The sequence below is a fragment of the Terribacillus jepli genome, assembly GCF_047228925.1.
In the GTDB taxonomy this organism is placed as follows: Bacteria; Bacillota; Bacilli; order Bacillales; family Amphibacillaceae; genus Terribacillus.
In genome coordinates this window covers 428,078-445,243 of record NZ_JBFEGH010000001.1, presented here as the reverse complement: position 1 = coordinate 445,243, position 17,166 = coordinate 428,078, and the positions used below count along the sequence as shown (strand labels likewise).

Sequence of the window (17,166 nt, the reverse complement as noted above, 5' to 3'; positions counted from 1 at the left end):
AATAATAGCCTTTAAACTATCCGAAAGAAGGATGAACGTGGAATTATTACAGCTGCAATATTTTAAAAAAGTTGCTGAACTTGAGCACATGACACATGCTGCCGATGCCCTAAACATCGCCCAGCCTTCGCTCAGTAAAGCAATCAGCCGTTTGGAGGAGGATTTAGGTGTAAAGCTCTTTGAACGATACAATCGGCAAATCAAATTGAATGATAATGGCAGGATATTTCTCGGACGCGTCAATGCTGCCCTTCATGAACTGCAGGAAGCACGGCGTGAACTGAACGAATCGAATCAAAAAACAGACTTCACGATTCGGCTTTCTGTCACGATTCCCCGTGTATTACCGGATCTGATCAGCGGATTCCTGAAGGAACAGCCTCAGGTTCACTTCAAGCAATATGTACAGTCCGTACCGACAATGACAGAAAAACTGCGCAGTGGTGAGCTCGATTTCTGTATCTCTTCTGTCCCGATTCAGGCTGAGGATATCAAATGGCAGCCGCTCATGACCGAAGAGATCCTGCTGATAGCCCCCCCTGGTCATTGGCTTGGGACAAAAAGTCACATCTCCCTTCACGAGCTCCGTGATGAAGCTTTTGTCAGCATGAATGAGGGCTATGGCATACGCAATTTAACCGATAAATATTGTCAGCTAGCAGGTTTTACCCCTCATATCGCATTTGAAGGGGATGAGCCTGGTGTCATCGGGGAATTGGTTGACAAGGGGCTCGGAATTGCCTTCATACCCTCTGTATCATTAATCGGCAATAAAACTGCCCACTTACCGGTCATTCGCCTGCAGGATCCCATCTGTGAACGTACAATCGGCTTGGCTTGGTCCACCAGAAGGTACCTTAGTCCAATAGCTGAAAAGTTCCAGGGTTTCTTGTCTGATTACTTTAAGGTTCTAGAAGAAAAATTGCGAAAAACTGTCGCTCTTCGAAGCAGCGAAACATAATTTCGAGGTTTTTGGGAGATCAACGCAGAACTATGGAATAAAGGGAGTGAAGACAATGGAAAAACGCCAGGAAATACTGCTCGGACAAATGAGAACGTATCGCAAGGAACTGCTACAGTAAGCGAAGGGTTTCACCAAAGAAGAGGCTGATATTATTCCGCCAGGCTTCCGTAATAATGTCAGGTGGAATCTGGGACATGTTTTTCTGGATCAATATTCCAGGATTCAAGCATTAACCAAAGAAGAAGCCCCCATCCACGATGGTTTTAAGAATTGGTTTAGTTATGGCACCACTCCTGCAGATTTCATAAACAAAACCCCTGAATTCAACTGATCAGATACCCAGAATCCAATCACGGCCCACCGAAGAATGGCAAGCCTTCCTATCGAGTCGATTTGCTCAGGCATGTCAGGACATGGATGGCCCAATATCCATAAAAAGGACCCAGCTCTTTAGATGAGCTGAGTCCTTCTATTTTTAAAGTGCCCGGATAATGCCGCCCTCTACACGCTGAGCGGTACCATTAATCGCAGATGCCTGTTTAGAAGCTAGGAATACGATAGTATCAGCAACTTCCTCCACAGTCGCATAGCGCTGAATCAACGAAGTCGGTTCGCTATCCTTGAAATAATCAGCAGTGAACTTATCCAGCTCTTGATTCGCAGCTTCTGCCGCTCCTTTCATATAGCTCTCCACCCCTTCTGTCCACGTCGGACCAGGCAGTACACTATTCACCGTCACATTTGTCCCCTTCGTCAGCTCTGCCATCCCGCGTGAAAGGCTGATAAGCGCTGATTTGGTAACAGAATACGGAATCATATGCGGCAGCGGCTTCACACCCGCTTCACTGGAAACCGTAAGGATACGGCCGCTGTTTTGTTCCAGCATGACTGGCAGAAACGCACGAGACAGGCGAATGACACTCAGTACATTCATGTTGAAATAATGCATCCATTCTTCATCTGTTACCTTGGTAAAATCCATCACCTCAAAGATACCCATGTTATTCACCAAGACATCCACAGCGCCGTATTCCTTCACTTTACCGATAAAGATATCTGCTTGCTCCCCATTTGAGAGATCCGCTGCAATACCATGTACCTTCCCATATGCAGACAGCTCTTCCATTACGGATTGGACGCGTTCTTCACTACGCCCGTTGATGATTACTGTCGCACCTTCTCTTAAGAAAGACGTTGCAATTCCCTTCCCGATGCCACCAGTCGACCCTGTGACCACGACCAATTTATCCTGAAGTTGTAAATCCATATGTAACTTCCCTTCTTACGATTGTCTTTTGCATATTATACAAGTTATCTCCAAGGAGTAGTGCAGATATGCTTGAAATAAAAGAAGCTAGCCTATTTTTACCGGTCAGTTTCTGTTAAATATCATTTCTTTGTATCTAATCGACTCATCACAGTCATCACATAACTAAATAATATGTAAAAGTTGTAAGAAAACCATGTCAAAAGATAGGTTATTTTGTCATAATGATAGGCAATATTACTTACTAAGGAATTTGGAGGCCAACTAATGTTTAGACATACTGCTATCATCATCCTTATATTCTTCCTCCTCGTCGGATGCAGCCATAAGCAAGAACACGCTCCTGTCACTGCCCCCGAAAATGAAACGGTAAATTCGCTCATGTCCGCTTATTTAAGTGCACAGGAAACTTATAACGAGACTGCGAAAGAACAAGATGCTTCGTTCAGCTATGCTGATTATTACAATATCCGAGATAGCTTCAACATCGTAGCTTATGCTGCCGGCAGTGATGCTTCTATACAATCACCTAATGAAATCCGCTCAATGACAGAAACACTGCAGCAAGACTTGGAAGCGATGACTGAAGCAGAAACGAATGAAGCATCTAAACTGTTGGACACAGCGCAGCCCTTATATCAGGCTGCCATCAGTCGTAATCTCCATGAACTTGTGGAAAAGATTCGCTTTCCCGGTGAAGAGAATAAACTTCGGGATTTCATGTCAGCAAATGAAGACCAATCCAGCAAGCAAATCCTCACTCAATCCGATGTTACAATCCGCTCCATCAAAGAGGATGAATATGCGCAGCTTCACCAAGTCGAAAAGCTGCTCGATAAGTATCCCGATCACTTGACAAAATCCGATACAAACAGTGTCCTGTATATTACAAAGAAGCTGCGCACATCCCTCGATATGCAAGTAAGCACGCTAATCAACTATGCAACAACCAACACCCCCGAAAGTATGGATGAAAAGATAAGCAGTTTCGTAGAGGATTTCAACCAAGCAGAACGGAAGCTGGAGGAATTGGATGAAGCGATGAAAGAACAAGAAACAACACCAGATTCCATTTAAGGAATCTGGTGTTCTAGCTGGAGTATAGTTCATCCAGTCCTAGTCATTCACTTCTATCAGAAAAACTTTCTCTTCAAATCCTCCCCGTTCTTCCCGCTTTTGCTCGCGCACACGCTCTATATCCTCTAAAGATATACCTTTTGCATCAAGCAGTGCATATAGCACCTCCAACATATCAGCTGCTTCTTCTACTATTTCATTCTGTTCTTCAGCTTTGTGGATTTCGTCTGCTTCCTCCAATAGCTTGACCTTCAATGCTTCTACATAGCGTATTTGATCAAGGACTGTTGTTTTAGGTACTTTTCCTGCTTGCTGAATGATGGTAGGAATATGATCTCGCACAAGCTTGTTGTATGTCGGCATATTCTCTTCCTTTCCTAAAGATTAGGACTTTCCTGCCCGGATGGCGTAAGCATCCAGCAGTATTCTCGATATCACCTGAAGCGGAAGTCTTGATCTCACCTCGTAATCAGGAAAATAAGACGTCTCGGATTTATAGCCGGTCAACGTCAACTCAGCCAGCGAGGCAAGAGGACTGTTTTTGTTACACGTCAGGGCAATTGTGCCTGTCTCATTTTGCTGACAGCTCCGTGCCGCATCTACCAATTCTTCTGTATACCCATTCAGCGAAACAAAAATGACCAAATCCCCTTCTACAAGTCTCTTGCTTTTCGTACGGATGATGTTTGGATCATCGTGCAGCTCTGCATACTTGTTCAGCAGCTGCAGCTTCACTTGCATCTCCTTTGCTATCAATTCAGAGAATCCCCTTGCAAATAAAATCACGCGCTTGCTATGCAATATTTTTTGTACAGTATCTTCAATCAATCCACTATTGAGCATTTCGATTGTTCTCATCACTTCTTGCTCATTTTTCAAAATTGCATCTTTTATTTCTTCATCCACTTGCTCGATGATTGTAAAGTTTGGATTCTGATCATTCTCATCCTTAAGCCGAATTTTAAAATCAGTGAACCCATTATAACCAAGCTTCTTCATTGTACGAACAATGGTAGCAGTGGAAACATTCGCATCTTCACTTAACCGTACAATCGACAGTTTAGGGATTGTATTGAGATTATCCCGTATATAGCGAATCAAATACAGCTCTGCTTCACTCATCTTTTCTGTATATTGGCTGATCCGAGCCAGAAATGTTCCGTTCATGGTGATCCCCCGTGTAAACGTTTACCAATATTGTACCGAAATAAGCGAATGTTGAAAACATTTACAGCACGGACCGTGCCATAATGAGGTTGTAAGAAAAACACAGATAGGCAGTGATGCGGATGATTTATACATGCACGATGAATCCAGCGATCGATCTTTTTTCCGAGTTTAACTCTTTTGATCCTTTCGTCGTTAACAGAAGCATATTTGAAGAGTATCAGCCGAATGGGAAAGCCATCAATATCTCTTTCATATTGAATAAACTAGGCATTTCCAATAAGGCGACCGGATTCCTCGGAGGTTTCACCGGTGATTTCATTGAACAAGAGCTTGAAGCTGCCGGAATTGAAACCGCATTCATCAAGGTGGATGGCATTACTCGGATCAATTCCTTCATCCGTGCGGAAACAATGGAATACAAAGCAGTAAATAGAGGCCCGGTCATTTCAGTGCAGGCTCAGGAGCAGCTCCTGAAGCAATTACGCCATCTGGAAAAAGATGATTGGTTATTTGTTTCAGGCAGTCTGCCACGTGGCGTCGATGATCACATTTATATCGACATCGCCAGGATTGCTCATCAGCTAGGCGTCAAACTGGTACTTGATATCAGCTCTCCGGTGTTACTGGACTGTCTCGCGTATAAGCCTTATCTCATCAAGCCAAATGATGAGGAAGTGGCCAAATGGTTCGGTCTATTGGACCATACAAACTTGGCGGAACTCCAAACTGCTGCGGAACAGCTGCTCCAGCGCGGGGCTCAGCGAGTCCTATTATCCCGAGGGGCTCAAGGTGCCTTGTATTGCGACGCCAAGCAAGAGCTCTCCGTAAATGCTCCCAGTGGCAAGATTGTGAATACAGCCTGTGCTGGTGACACGATGCTGGCAGCCTTTACAGGCAAACTGATGCTCGGAGCTCCAGAGGATGAGGCATTGGTTTTTGCGACCGCTGCTGGCTCTTCGACAGCTTTTACTTCAGGATTATCTGAACTTAAAGACGTTCCTTACTTGGCAGGTCAAATCCAATTAAAAAGAAATTGGGGTGTGAAACATGACGTATAGAATCATAGCCGCAACTGGCTGCCCTACAGGTATTGCCCATACTTTCATGGCAAAGGAAGCCTTGGAGGAAGCTGCTCGAAAACGCGGCATATCCATAAAAGTGGAAACACACGGACAAGATGGTGTCCAAGGTGCACTCACACAAGCTGAAATTGATGCAGCCGATGGCGTCATCATCGCTGCTGATAAAGATGTAAACCGTGATCGCTTCATCGGCAAACGAGTTGTCAATGTGGCCGTCAGCAAAGGTATCAAAGAGCCCGATAAACTTATTGATGCCATATTAAATCAAACAGCACCTATCTATAAAGATGGGCAGCAGCGCGCTGCTTCTGCAGGAAGTTCCGAACCGCAGCAGAAGGATTCGATTTTACGCAGTATTTATGTATCACTCATGAACGGCGTTTCCCATATGCTTCCAATCGTTGTAGCAGGCGGTGTCATGATTGCCATCTCCCTTATGTTCGGTATCCACTCTGCTGATCCAGAAAGCTCGCAATACAATGAATTCGCTTATTATATGAATACTATCGGCGGCATTGCGATGAACTTGATGGTTCCGGTGCTCTGTGCATACATTGCCGAATCCATAGCCAAACGTCCAGGCCTCATCATCGGCTTTATCGTCGGTATGATTGCTTTCACAAACGGAACTGGTTTCCTCGGCGGTATTATCGGTGGTTTTATGACCGGTTATATCATCCTTGGCCTTGGCTATTTGTTCAAGGGACTGCCAAAACAGCTTGACGGCTTGAAATCCATCTTCTTATTCCCTGTCTTCGGTATTTTCATCGCCGGCTTCGCTATGTGGTTCATCTCAGCTCCAATGGGATGGGTCAACCAAGCCATGATGGATTTCCTGGCAAGCTTCCAAGATTCAAACCCAATCGTATTAGGCCTTATCGTAGGAATCATGTGCGCATTCGATATGGGCGGTCCAGTCAATAAAGCAGCTTACGTAACAGGAACAGCTTTGCTGTCGGATGGTAACTACTTCTTTATGGCAGGTGTATCGGCAGCTTGTATCGTTCCTCCTATAGCTACAGGCTTTGCAACATTGTTTGCAGGCAAAGCTTACAGCACGAGCGAGCGCAGTGCTGGTCTGGTGAACTTCCTGCTAGGTTCGACTCATATTACGGAAGGAGCCATTCCATTCGCAGCGAAAAAGCCGCTAAAGGTCATCCCGTTCCTCATGATTGGTTCATCCATTGCGGCAATCCTTACTTATCTATTCAAAGTGCAAGTACCAGCTCCACATGGTGGATTCATCGTCCTGCCAATCGTTACACATCCATTCCTTTGGGTGCTGGCCATCCTGGCTGGTGCAGTCGTAAGCGGATTTTTGATCGGTATGGATCAAAAGCGTACTGCTGCTAAAAGCAAAACGGAAGAAGCACCGCTGACAGAGACGGCAGCTGTAGCAGAAAAAGCGTTAGCGCCTGTACAGGATGTCAGTCAGATTATGTCTGTCGACACCATCAAGATAGATGTAAAAGCAGCCACTCAAACAGAGGTATTCCAGCAAATCGCTGCAACAGCTAAACAACATGGGATCATCACAGACCCAGCTGCTATTGTAGACGGCTTTATCCAACGGGAAAAGGAGAGTACAACCGGAATGGAACAAGGCATCGCCATTCCTCATACAGAACGGAATGAAGTACTGAAACCAGCGATCATCATCTTCAAACTGGCTGACGGTGTCGAATGGAAAGCATTGGACGGACAGCCGATCAAAATCGTCATTGCCATGCTTATTCCTAAAGGAACAGCATCCAACCATCTGTACTACTTATCGGAAGTATCCAAGATGCTCGTGCATCAAGAAACGATTGACCAGCTGCATCATGCGATGAAGCCAGAAGATATCCTTACCCTATTTTCTACCAAACTAACTGCTTAAAGGAGCTGCTACAATGCTTAACCTAACACCTGCTAAACGAGAAGCACTGGATAGACTATCAGACGAAGACGGAATTATCGGAGCACTCGCCATCGACCAGCGAGGCTCCTTGAAAAAAATGCTGCAGCAGGAAAGTACAACAAATCAAGGAGACGATACCATCGTAGCATTCAAAGAACTTGTCTCCGAAGAGCTCACACCATATGCCACTTCCATTCTGCTGGATCCGGAATATGGTCTGCCTGCAGCAAAGAAAAGGGATAAGAATGCCGGACTGCTTCTTGCCTATGAGAAAACTGGCTACGATGCGACACAACCCGGCCGCATGCCGGATATCCTGGACGATTGGTCTGTTCAGCGAATCAAGGCACAAGGCGCCGACGCAGTGAAATTCCTTCTGTACTACGATGTGGATGAGGATCCAATCATCAACGAGAAGAAACATATTTTCGTAGAACGGCTTGGATCTGAATGCCAGGCAGAAGACATTCTCTTCTTCTTGGAGCTGGTATCCTATGACGCTGACAATGATGACGTTAAGGGGCGGGATTACGCTAAAGTCAAACCGCATAAAGTGAACGAGATGATGAAGGAATTCTCCAAAGCCCAATACAAAGTTGATGTGCTGAAAGTGGAAGTACCAGTAAACATGACCTATGTAGAAGGATTTTCTGAAGAAACACCTGTTTACTCGCAGGAAGAAGCAAAGCAATATTTCAAAGAACAAAGCGAGGCCTCTGATTTGCCATTCATCTTCTTGAGTGCCGGCGTCAGTGCAGCCCTGTTCCAAGACACCCTTCGCTTTGCAAAAGATGCAGGTTCCAATTTTAATGGTGTGTTATGCGGCCGTGCAACTTGGAAAGATAGTGTAACCATTTTCGGCCGTGATGGAGAAGCTGCCGGTAAACAATGGCTGCAGCAGCAAGGCAGAAAAAATGTGGAAGACCTGAATGCAGTGTTAAAAGAAACGGCAACATCCTGGAAACAAGCAGAAATACTTGCATAAAAAAGAGGAGCATATGGCCTGTCCCACATGCTCCTTTTCCTTATTGATTCAATATAAACTGCTGGAATACCTTTATCGCATCCCCAAACACATCCTCATCGATATCGAACTTTGGATGGTGATGCGGATACTGGCTCTTCTCCCCTTGCATACCGACCTTGACGAATACCCCCGGAATTTCCTGCAAGTAATAAGAGAAGTCTTCAGAACCCATAACCGGCTCCAGTTGTTCGTAGCACTCTGCACCGAATGTCTTTTGCAGCAGCCCTTCAGCAAAAGCTGCTTCTTTTTCATCATTGATAAGGGGCGGTGTGCCGATGATGAAGTTTACTTCGGCTGTGGCACCGAATGATTCACAAATCCCTTTTGTCAGCTTGGCAATTTGCTCTTGAATCGTTTGTACTGCTTCTGTAGAGAAGGAGCGCATTGTCCCGATGATTTGGGCTGAATCCGGAATGACGTTATAGGTATTGCCGGCTTCAATTTTCCCAACAGAGATGACACTGGCATCCATTGGGTTGAGCTTACGGCTGACAATGCTTTGCAGCGCTTGGATGACATGTGTTGCCACATAGATCGGATCGACTGTCAAATGCGGTGTCGATGCATGACCGCCAGAGCCTTGTATTTTGATCTCAAAGTCATCGACAGAGGCCATCATTGCACCAGGACGAGTACCGAACTGCCCCTTTTCCAATCCGGCATCGACATGGATGCCGTAGATGCTGTCGACGCCTTTCAAAACGCCTTCTTTGATCAGTTTATCTGCGCCGCTTGGAGACGCTTCTTCAGATGATTGGAAAATTAGCACGATATTCGGCTCCACTTCTTGCTGATGAAGTGTAATCCATTCTGCCACTGCAAGCAGTATTGCTGTATGGCCATCATGACCACACATATGGGAAATGCCTTCACGCTTGGAGATATAAGGTTTATCCCCTTCCTCTGCAATTGGGAGTGCGTCCATGTCCGCCCGGAGAGCGATTGTCTTCTCCCCTTTTGTGCCTTTCACATACCCTACAACGCTCGGCGGCTGAAAATCAAGAATCTCGATGCCAAGCTTCTCTAATCTGTTACGCACATATTTCCCTGTCTCGTATTCTTCCCCTGAAAGCTCAGGATACTGGTGAAAATGCCGGCGATCCTGGATCGCCTGCTCTACTAATCTCTCTAATTCCATGTTGCATTACTCCTTCTATTAAAACGGTCCGTATTGAATCAATTGCGCTATAATCAGCGCGATAATGGCAATGCCAATCTGGATAAGGAAGAATGGCAGGAACCACTTCACCCATTTACCGTAGCCGATGCCTGCAATCGCAAGCAGCGCGATGATATTACCCGTCGGCAAGATTGTGTTGGAAATACCGTCGCCGAACTGATAAGCCAGTACAGCTGTCTGTCTCGTTACACCAATCATATCAGACAATGGCGCCATCAGCGGCATTGTCAAAGCGGCTTGTCCGCTTCCGGATGGTACGAAGAAATTGATGCCCATCTGCATAAATAACATGCCGACAGCGGAAAGCGCAGCCGGAATTGCACCAAGCGCTCCCGAAGCATAATGCAGCAGTGTATCCATCATCCCTGATGTATTGAAGATTACTAGGATTGCTTGTGCAAAACCGATAATCAGCGCACCTCCGAGTAAATCTTTCGCTCCAAGGATGAAGTTATCGGCAATACCAGAGAAAGAAATGCCGCCGAGGATACCCATGAGGACACCGAACAACAGGAACAATCCAGCAATCTCTGTAATATACCAGCCATATTTCAATACACCAATGATCAATACAATGTAGTTGACCAAGAAAGCCGATAGGACAAGCTTATGACGAGTAGTCATCTTATGGGACAGAATTGCTGCTGTATCAGCTTTTCCGCCAAACTTCCCGTATACCCCAAGCTCTGGGTTCTTTTTCACTTTGCTCGCATGCCGCATCACATAGAAGACAGCTGCTACATACAAGATAACGAATATGATAATACGGAAGCCGATTCCGGAGAAGGTAGGCAGCTCGGAAATACCCTGCGCGACTCCTACTGTAAATGGATTCATGACCGCTGCCGTAAAACCGACACCAGCACCGAGTACGACAATCGCAAAACCGGTCAAGGCATCAAATCCAAGTGCTATTGCCATCGGAGCCAGGATTGCGACATAAACGATCGTTTCATCGGACATCCCCATCAAAGCCCCTGCTGCCGCAAAGAACAGCATCAAGACTGGGATAAGTAATTTCTCTTTGTTTGCCATTTTTCTGGACAGCATATAAATGAAAGCATCCAATGCTCCAGTCGCTGTGAAAATTCCAAACGCCCCGCCGACAATCAAGACGAAGAAAATGATATTGGCCCCATTCACCATACCGGTGTGAATGCTATTGAATATGCCAAGCAGTCCGACATTTTCTCCATCAATGTAATGGAACGTTTCCGGCAGGATGACACTCCGGCCATCCTGCTCCACGCGGTCATACGCACCGCCTGGGATGATATATGTTAAAAGTGCCGCCACGACGATGAATGCAAAAATCATCACGTAGACGTTAAATTGCTTTGGTTTCTTTTTCTTGTTTGGCTGCTGCTGCAAATCTTGTAAGCTGTTCATCTGGTTGTACTCCTTCGAGAATTATCCTTCGTTGTATATTATTTAATAAATATACAACGAAGGATATAAAAATACAACTGCATATCAATAAATTTTATAGATTAATTATACAAAACACATAATAATCAATCGGTAGACATAAGGAAGGAGAGGATAAAGCTAATGGAAAAACACGAGAAAAATAGTAGAGCCACTTATCGGGGCATAGCTTCACTAACATAAGCAACTTCTCTTTTTGTAAATCAATTCACCCTTGATTCACGACTGGAATCTTTAATTGGCATAATGATCATTATCATTGCCTCAGGAGTCACTTTATGAGTTATTTTGCACTATAAATATAAAAATCCAATTTCTCAACATAAAATTTAGAAATTGGATTTTTATCATTACTTCGGAATAGCGCCCTATAGCGGTACAATGAAATGTAAGTTGCCTCATTTAATCCCCGTTAATATTTAGTTTTCCAGCTTTTTTGTAGCTTCCGAATGTAAACGATTTGTCCAATGTGGTAGGCGTTGTGCGTGGACAAGTTTCCTAGAACTGCCCACCACTTTGCGGTCTCAGGGAAACCATTCACATCATTTTCTACCTTTTCTTCAGTCAGTACGTCTTGCCATTGAAGCAGGACCACTAAGAGGCACTTTTTTAAATCAGCAAACGTTTTATGTTCTGGAATAATAAAGCTTTCATTATTGTCACTTATGGGCGCAACAGCATTCATATGAGATTTTTTGTATCTCTTTTGCCAAGTTTCATTCCAGTAAAGGAGATGTTGTGCAATTTCTGCAATACTGTTGCTTTCATCATTCGGTTTCCAAAATGCTTCTTCCTCTGATAAGTTTGCAACTGATTCTGAAAACGGAACGTACCAGCTAAGGTCGTTCGCATTTGCTAACAATTGATCTTCCAAAACATCTTTAGCGTGAGACATACCAATCACACTCCTTCTTATTATAAACTTTCTATTTCGACGCCCTTCTGAAATCTCCCGCATTATTCCGTTAAATGGCTAAGTGACACCTTAGGCTTTTTTATAGAAAAACTTGTAACCAAGGGGTTGTTTAAACGAGTAGACATTTTCGAATTACTTTTGCCTTTCAACAATTAAAAAAGCTAGAATCCTAAGATTCTAGCTTTCCTTTCAGCTTCGGAAGAAATCTACCAACGGTTTGAAATCTTTACGCAAATCCACTTCATTCGGTTCTGCCTTCATCAACTTCTCTACCATTTGTTCCAACAACTCCACGTCTTTGGAATCTGTATACTCAACAAAGTTGATGGAATCCAGCCAGTCGCGGTAGGAGTGCTTTGCTTTACCGTAGCTGTTGCCGAAAACAAGACATGGCGTTTTCGTTATGATGGAGAAAATCATCGCATGCAGACGGTCCGTGATGATCAGCTTTTTGGAACTGATTAGATCGAGCATCTCAATGAAATGCTTCTCACGGTCTGCATAATCAATGGTAGGCACGACATCCTCGTCCAAAACCGTATCGGTACGATCGACTGATCCAAATTTCTTCGTCCATTCCATCAGCTCGGAAACGAAGTCCTCCTCCATCACCTTTTCTTTATCAGCTCTCAGGAAGAACATAACCCCTTCCCGCTCCTGCTCACGAGGAACAACATCGAGGGACATTACCATATCAGGTGTGTACATTACCTCAGAATCAAATGTATTCCTGACTACATCCAATGTTTGTGATTCTCTGGCAGCAATGACCAGATTATTGTTTTGATGGTATGCTTCCTGGGTTTTCTTTTTCTCCTCTTCGCCATGCTCATTATCTTCGAAGAAAACAGACTGTGGCATGGAGATGGATTTATAATCCTTGAATGCAGCGAAGACCTTCCGACGATCTTCTTCAATATCCAAGTAGAGGTTTCCTAAATTTCCGCCGCCTGTGAACATGACGATATCATCTTCATGGATGATATCTTTAACAAACTCAATTCCCTCATCTGTCGCATAGTCCATTATTTCAATGTACTCGTAATAAGGGAACCGGCTTTGGATGAATTTCTCGATGCTATAGGCGATTGCCTGGTCTCCGATATTTGTATAGCTCGGAGAACCGAATAGGAATACCTTACGTTTATCATTAGTAAAGGCTTCCGGCGAAACATTCGGCCCGATGCCTTTTGCAATATTAGCTGTATCATTTGGTTGTATCGTCATATGAAATGCCTCCTCAGCACAACTTTTTTCCGCTGTACTCTTCCATACCCCGATTCAAAAGATTGTATGCCTCAGGAAAGCGATAATTTCTTCCATGACTATAGAGCTTCTGTGATGTTCTCCTTCTTATTCCAACGATACTGGTAAACGAAATCCAACGCACCATCCGGCTCGGATACTTTATAAAGCTTACCGGCAGCTTGCACAAATGTAGCATCTTCCATTAGAAAGACATCAACCGGGGTTTCGCCTGGGATCTCTTGATAATCATAATCGACTGCAACCTTCCATCTTATGACGGATTCCTCAGTCGAAACACGAGCAATTATAACCTGATCTTGATTGCGTTTTTCTTTGTACATCAGCAGCATACTGCCATCTTTATTTGAACCAATAATCGACTGAGCCTCGAGCAAATCCGGGTACAACTCCTGAACGGTCTGCTGCGCCCGTTCTGCTTCCCCGTTTTCTTCGTCACCAAAGAAACCTTTCTGTACTTCTTTCTCATAAGCCGGATCCTCTGTCAAGCGGCCATCGGCAATACGATAATACTTACCGTTCAATGCATATAAATAGATGCTGCCTTCTTCATCGATATAATAATCAGCCTGCTCATAGCTCAGATTATCGGTAAGCTCTGGATATTTTTCTGTCCACTCCTGCTCCTTTATACGAACTTCCCCAGTGGCAGCGTCAAGAAAATACAGTTCCTCAGCTTTTCTATTCATGATCATGATACCATCCTCCGTGCGCCCAAGAACATACACCTGCCAGCTGGCTTTCCGGCTCCACTCCATTTCCCCCGTATCCAAATCTACGGCTATGATCTGGAATCGCGAGTCGCTTAAGGAAATACCGTTTTCGTGTCCATTCGGTATCTTCATCCGGATTTTATTAATGGCCAAATTGCTATCTTCCGCTATGATTGTGGGGGAATCAAGACTCATCGTCACCGAACGGCCTGCTGCATGAAAGACAGTCATAACGAATGATCCAATGATGAATTCACCAACAAGCAGAAAAATAATCATACCGATTACCTTCTTTAACGAACTCGACCTTTTAATCCCACGCACAAGGAAAAGCATACATAATACGACGAACAAACCACCAAGAATCCATAGCGTCAAATCATGCCAAAACCAGCCTGTAAACGTCCAATCATTAAAGAAATCGCCTTCCAGGAGCCAAAGAAGCAACGTTCCAAGCACTGCATGGACAAGCAAGAAACCTGCGAGTGAACCAAACGTCCTTTGCTTGTTTTGCTTGATCTTATCCACTGCCCATTTGCCGATAATGGTCAAAATCCAAATATAAATCAATGTCAACATGACATTATGTGCGAAATCATCATTGAAAAGCCAGTTACGAAAAATATCGGTCATGTTATCCTCCTCCTTTCAGCTGCCATTGTACAAATGAAATATCCTACCTTGTTCGGGTCCATCGCGACTTGGCTTGCTTCATTTCCTTACGCATAAACTGCATTTTCGTTTCAATAATTTAGGACATCGGTTTGCCAGTATTGCTCACTGGCAAGACTGGAAAGTAAAAAGGAGCATCTTCATGCCTGAATTCATACATGACAATCTGATTGTCCTCGTTCGGATCATTACCATCATACCGCTGATGCTCATCATGACATTATTCATGGGAAAACGCGCAATCGGAGAAATGCCAGTATTCGATTTTCTGATTATCGTCATTTTAGGGGCGCTGGTCGGCGCTGATATTGCCGACCCCAACATTGAACATCTGCCTACAGCTTTTGCTATCATCGCCATCGGACTTTTTCAAAAAGCAATCGTAAAATGGAAGATAGCTAACCGTAAAATTGGTAAGCTGCTTACACTCGATCCGACCATCGTGATCCAGGATGGAACTTTTCTGTATGATAATATGCGAAAAATCGAGTATTCCATCGACAATATTTTATTCATGCTGCGGCAGAAGGGCATATTTGATATATGTGATGTAGAAACTGCTGTCATTGAACCGAACGGTACACTGAGTGTCTTAAAAAAACCTGCCAAACTGCCAGTTACCAGGGAAGATCTCGAACTTCAGCTGCCAAGCTCCTCCATTGCTCTGCCTGTCATTTCAGATGGATTCATTCATTACGATACACTATCCTATTTCGAACTGGATGAAGAATGGTTAAGAAAACAGCTAGCCGAGCAAAACATCATCGGAATCAACAATGTATTCTTCGCATCCATTTCATATCAACAGAATCTCCACATCAATTTAAAGGATAGGAAACTGAACATTCCCCCGATCAAACATTAAAAAGAGCACTACCCTGTCAAGGTAGTGCTCGCTTAGTTTTAAGCCTCTGCCACTTTCATTTTTGGTTTCTTCTGCTTCGCTTCTTTTTTCTCTTTGAAAGTCCAGCCGGTTAGACCATAAAGCAAGGTGAACAGCGGCGTGATAAAGGCTAAGAAACAGAACGGCAAATAAGTGACTGTCGCAATGCCAAGCGCACCTGCAGTATAGATACCGCCGCCGGTCCAAGGAACCAAAGGTGCTCCCTGGGTTCCTGTATCCTCAAGGATACGCGATAGGTTTTCTGGCTCCAAATTCAATCGATCAAAGATCGGCCTCATCAGTGTACCACCCATGACCGTCGAGAAGTAGACCGAACCACCAACAGCAAGCATGACATAACTCACGATGATAGTCACTACAGTAAGTACACCTGTATGATTGATTTTCATCGCAAAGGAAGCAATCAATGCTTCAAGGACACCAGCATCAGCCAGCATGCCACCTACTCCGAGAGCGAATAGGAATAATGCTATCAGCTCAAGCATGCTCGTCAATCCCCCACGTTGCAGAAGTTCATCAACAACAGGAATACCGGATTCCACCGCATAACCACTATAGAATGTAGATAATGTGTCCATAAAGCTGAAACCTTGATAAAATACTGCTATGACTCCGCCTATGGCTGCCCCTGCAAAAATAGCCGGGATTGCCGGTTTCTTCATCGCGAGCAAAGCAATCAATACAACAATCGGAATCAACGGAATGATTCCCAAATTGAAGTTATCCGCCAAGTATGATGTCAGCTGATTTACATCATCCGATCCCGCTCCGCTGCCATGATAGCGCAAGCCGATGAAGGTGAAAATACCAGCAGTAATGAGATAGGCCGGCACTGTCGACCAAAGCATATGCTTGATATGACGGAATAATTCACCGCCTGTAACAGCTGGTGCCAGGTTCGTCGTATCAGATAATGGAGACATCTTATCGCCAAAAAATGCTCCGCTCACAATTGCTCCTCCTGTCAGACCTACCGGAATGCCAAGTGCCGTACCCACACCCATCATTGCCACACCTGCAGTACCTACCGTCCCCCAGCTGGTGCCTGTCGCAACAGATACAAGGGAACAAAACAATAGTGTCGTCACCAAAAAGAACTGCGGTGTAATTGCCTGCACACCATAATAAATCAAAGTAGGCACAGTTCCAGATGCGATCCATGCACCGATTAAAATGCCGACGGTCAGCAAGATGATTCCCGGCATCAGCGCCTTACTCATGGATTTGACCATGGACTTCTCTATCTGCTGATAGTTGAATCCCAGTCCTATCATATAAGGGATGATGACCAGCATGCTAATGAACATCAGTATTTGAATCGGTGCATCAAATGCCAAAATTCCTACGGATACTACTGCCACGATTGACAAAAGCATCATCAATGCATAAATAAAAGACGGTTTCTTAATATCGGTTTCCAACCAACCACTCCTTCAACCCGAGGTTGTTATTTATTTGCTGAACGAAGCACAACTTTATTTTTCTTACCCGTTCAGACGCTGCATGAAACTCACTTCTATAATGCTACAGCATATTCCCCTTATAAGAAAATGGCGCTGACCGTAGTTAAAGAGGATATACCTGGCTTAATTTGTTCAAC

15 protein-coding genes are annotated in these 17,166 nt (G+C 44.4%); 6 read left to right on the top strand and 9 right to left on the bottom strand.

Features of this window, described 5'->3' with window-relative positions; genetic code table 11:
* Positions 1–37 precede the first annotated feature (37 nt).
* A complete protein-coding gene (locus AB1K91_RS02215; protein ID WP_413087732.1) occupies positions 38–961 on the top strand; it encodes a LysR substrate-binding domain-containing protein in 924 nt (307 codons plus the stop codon).
* A gap of 478 nt (positions 962–1,439) precedes the next feature.
* On the opposite strand, the gene AB1K91_RS02210 is transcribed toward AB1K91_RS02215, so the two are convergent.
* Positions 1,440–2,231 carry an SDR family NAD(P)-dependent oxidoreductase gene (locus AB1K91_RS02210; RefSeq protein WP_413087730.1) on the bottom strand — a complete coding sequence of 264 codons (792 nt, stop codon included), beginning with the start codon at positions 2,229–2,231 and terminating at the stop codon, positions 1,440–1,442.
* A 267-nt stretch (positions 2,232–2,498) separates the two neighbouring features.
* Between AB1K91_RS02210 and AB1K91_RS02205 the strand changes: the two genes are divergently transcribed.
* Positions 2,499–3,308, top strand: a complete 810-nt coding sequence (locus tag AB1K91_RS02205) for a hypothetical protein (protein WP_413087728.1) — start codon at positions 2,499–2,501, stop codon at positions 3,306–3,308.
* A 39-nt stretch (positions 3,309–3,347) separates the two neighbouring features.
* Here the strand turns inward: AB1K91_RS02205 and AB1K91_RS02200 are convergent, their stop codons facing one another.
* Positions 3,348–3,671, bottom strand: coding sequence for a pyrophosphohydrolase domain-containing protein (locus AB1K91_RS02200; protein ID WP_413087727.1), 324 nt, complete (start codon positions 3,669–3,671; stop codon positions 3,348–3,350).
* A 21-nt stretch (positions 3,672–3,692) separates the two neighbouring features.
* Positions 3,693–4,475: a MurR/RpiR family transcriptional regulator gene (locus tag AB1K91_RS02195; protein ID WP_413087726.1), complete on the bottom strand. Its 783-nt coding sequence runs from the start codon at positions 4,473–4,475 to the stop codon at positions 3,693–3,695.
* A 122-nt stretch (positions 4,476–4,597) separates the two neighbouring features.
* Between AB1K91_RS02195 and pfkB the strand changes: the two genes are divergently transcribed.
* Genes pfkB through lacD form a run of 3 tightly spaced genes read left to right on the top strand, consistent with a single transcriptional unit; the run spans position 4,598 to position 8,445 of the window.
* Entirely contained in the window at positions 4,598–5,536 is a 939-nt protein-coding gene (gene pfkB, locus AB1K91_RS02190) for a 1-phosphofructokinase (protein WP_413087724.1), read from the top strand.
* On the top strand, positions 5,526–7,439 hold the full coding sequence (locus AB1K91_RS02185; protein ID WP_413087722.1) for a fructose-specific PTS transporter subunit EIIC: 1,914 nt from the start codon (positions 5,526–5,528) through the stop codon (positions 7,437–7,439). The genes pfkB and AB1K91_RS02185 overlap by 11 nt, the downstream gene beginning before the upstream one ends.
* Positions 7,440–7,452: 13 nt before the next feature.
* Positions 7,453–8,445 (top strand): tagatose-bisphosphate aldolase, encoded by a 993-nt coding sequence (gene lacD / locus AB1K91_RS02180; RefSeq protein ID WP_413087720.1) that lies wholly within the window; start codon positions 7,453–7,455, stop codon positions 8,443–8,445.
* A 40-nt stretch (positions 8,446–8,485) separates the two neighbouring features.
* Here lacD and AB1K91_RS02175 read toward each other — a convergent pair whose 3' ends face one another.
* From AB1K91_RS02175 to AB1K91_RS02155, 5 genes are all read right to left on the bottom strand, one after another.
* Positions 8,486–9,625 (bottom strand): M20 metallopeptidase family protein, encoded by a 1,140-nt coding sequence (locus AB1K91_RS02175; RefSeq protein WP_413087719.1) that lies wholly within the window; start codon positions 9,623–9,625, stop codon positions 8,486–8,488.
* A gap of 18 nt (positions 9,626–9,643) precedes the next feature.
* Complete coding sequence (locus AB1K91_RS02170; RefSeq protein ID WP_413087717.1) at positions 9,644–11,056, bottom strand: YfcC family protein; 1,413 nt, start codon at positions 11,054–11,056, stop codon at positions 9,644–9,646.
* A gap of 451 nt (positions 11,057–11,507) precedes the next feature.
* Positions 11,508–11,990 carry a DinB family protein gene (locus AB1K91_RS02165; protein ID WP_413087715.1) on the bottom strand — a complete coding sequence of 161 codons (483 nt, stop codon included), beginning with the start codon at positions 11,988–11,990 and terminating at the stop codon, positions 11,508–11,510.
* A 210-nt stretch (positions 11,991–12,200) separates the two neighbouring features.
* Complete coding sequence (locus AB1K91_RS02160) at positions 12,201–13,238, bottom strand: polysaccharide pyruvyl transferase family protein (RefSeq protein ID WP_413087713.1); 1,038 nt, start codon at positions 13,236–13,238, stop codon at positions 12,201–12,203.
* A 98-nt stretch (positions 13,239–13,336) separates the two neighbouring features.
* On the bottom strand, positions 13,337–14,623 hold the full coding sequence (locus tag AB1K91_RS02155) for a PA2928 family protein (protein WP_413087711.1): 1,287 nt from the start codon (positions 14,621–14,623) through the stop codon (positions 13,337–13,339).
* A 181-nt stretch (positions 14,624–14,804) separates the two neighbouring features.
* Between AB1K91_RS02155 and AB1K91_RS02150 the strand changes: the two genes are divergently transcribed.
* Positions 14,805–15,527, top strand: coding sequence for a DUF421 domain-containing protein (locus AB1K91_RS02150; protein ID WP_413087709.1), 723 nt, complete (start codon positions 14,805–14,807; stop codon positions 15,525–15,527).
* A gap of 38 nt (positions 15,528–15,565) precedes the next feature.
* Here AB1K91_RS02150 and nhaC read toward each other — a convergent pair whose 3' ends face one another.
* The gene (gene nhaC / locus AB1K91_RS02145) at positions 15,566–16,987 is read right to left on the bottom strand and encodes a Na+/H+ antiporter NhaC (protein WP_413087707.1); all 1,422 of its coding nucleotides are present in this window, start codon (positions 16,985–16,987) and stop codon (positions 15,566–15,568) included.
* Between the last annotated feature and the right edge of the window lie 179 nt (positions 16,988–17,166).

Coding starts and splice junctions, on each gene's coding strand:
- AB1K91_RS02185 (WP_413087722.1), top strand. CDS start 5,526: ATGACGTATAGAATCATAGCCGCAACTGGCTGCCCTACAGGTATTGCC.
- AB1K91_RS02175 (WP_413087719.1), bottom strand. CDS start 9,625: ATGGAATTAGAGAGATTAGTAGAGCAGGCGATCCAGGATCGCCGGCAT.
- lacD (WP_413087720.1), top strand. CDS start 7,453: ATGCTTAACCTAACACCTGCTAAACGAGAAGCACTGGATAGACTATCA.
- AB1K91_RS02165 (WP_413087715.1), bottom strand. CDS start 11,990: ATGTCTCACGCTAAAGATGTTTTGGAAGATCAATTGTTAGCAAATGCG.
- AB1K91_RS02150 (WP_413087709.1), top strand. CDS start 14,805: ATGCCTGAATTCATACATGACAATCTGATTGTCCTCGTTCGGATCATT.
- AB1K91_RS02155 (WP_413087711.1), bottom strand. CDS start 14,623: ATGACCGATATTTTTCGTAACTGGCTTTTCAATGATGATTTCGCACAT.
- pfkB (WP_413087724.1), top strand. CDS start 4,598: ATGATTTATACATGCACGATGAATCCAGCGATCGATCTTTTTTCCGAG.
- AB1K91_RS02200 (WP_413087727.1), bottom strand. CDS start 3,671: ATGCCGACATACAACAAGCTTGTGCGAGATCATATTCCTACCATCATT.
- AB1K91_RS02205 (WP_413087728.1), top strand. CDS start 2,499: ATGTTTAGACATACTGCTATCATCATCCTTATATTCTTCCTCCTCGTC.
- AB1K91_RS02160 (WP_413087713.1), bottom strand. CDS start 13,238: ATGACGATACAACCAAATGATACAGCTAATATTGCAAAAGGCATCGGG.
- AB1K91_RS02170 (WP_413087717.1), bottom strand. CDS start 11,056: ATGAACAGCTTACAAGATTTGCAGCAGCAGCCAAACAAGAAAAAGAAA.
- AB1K91_RS02210 (WP_413087730.1), bottom strand. CDS start 2,231: ATGGATTTACAACTTCAGGATAAATTGGTCGTGGTCACAGGGTCGACT.
- AB1K91_RS02195 (WP_413087726.1), bottom strand. CDS start 4,475: ATGAACGGAACATTTCTGGCTCGGATCAGCCAATATACAGAAAAGATG.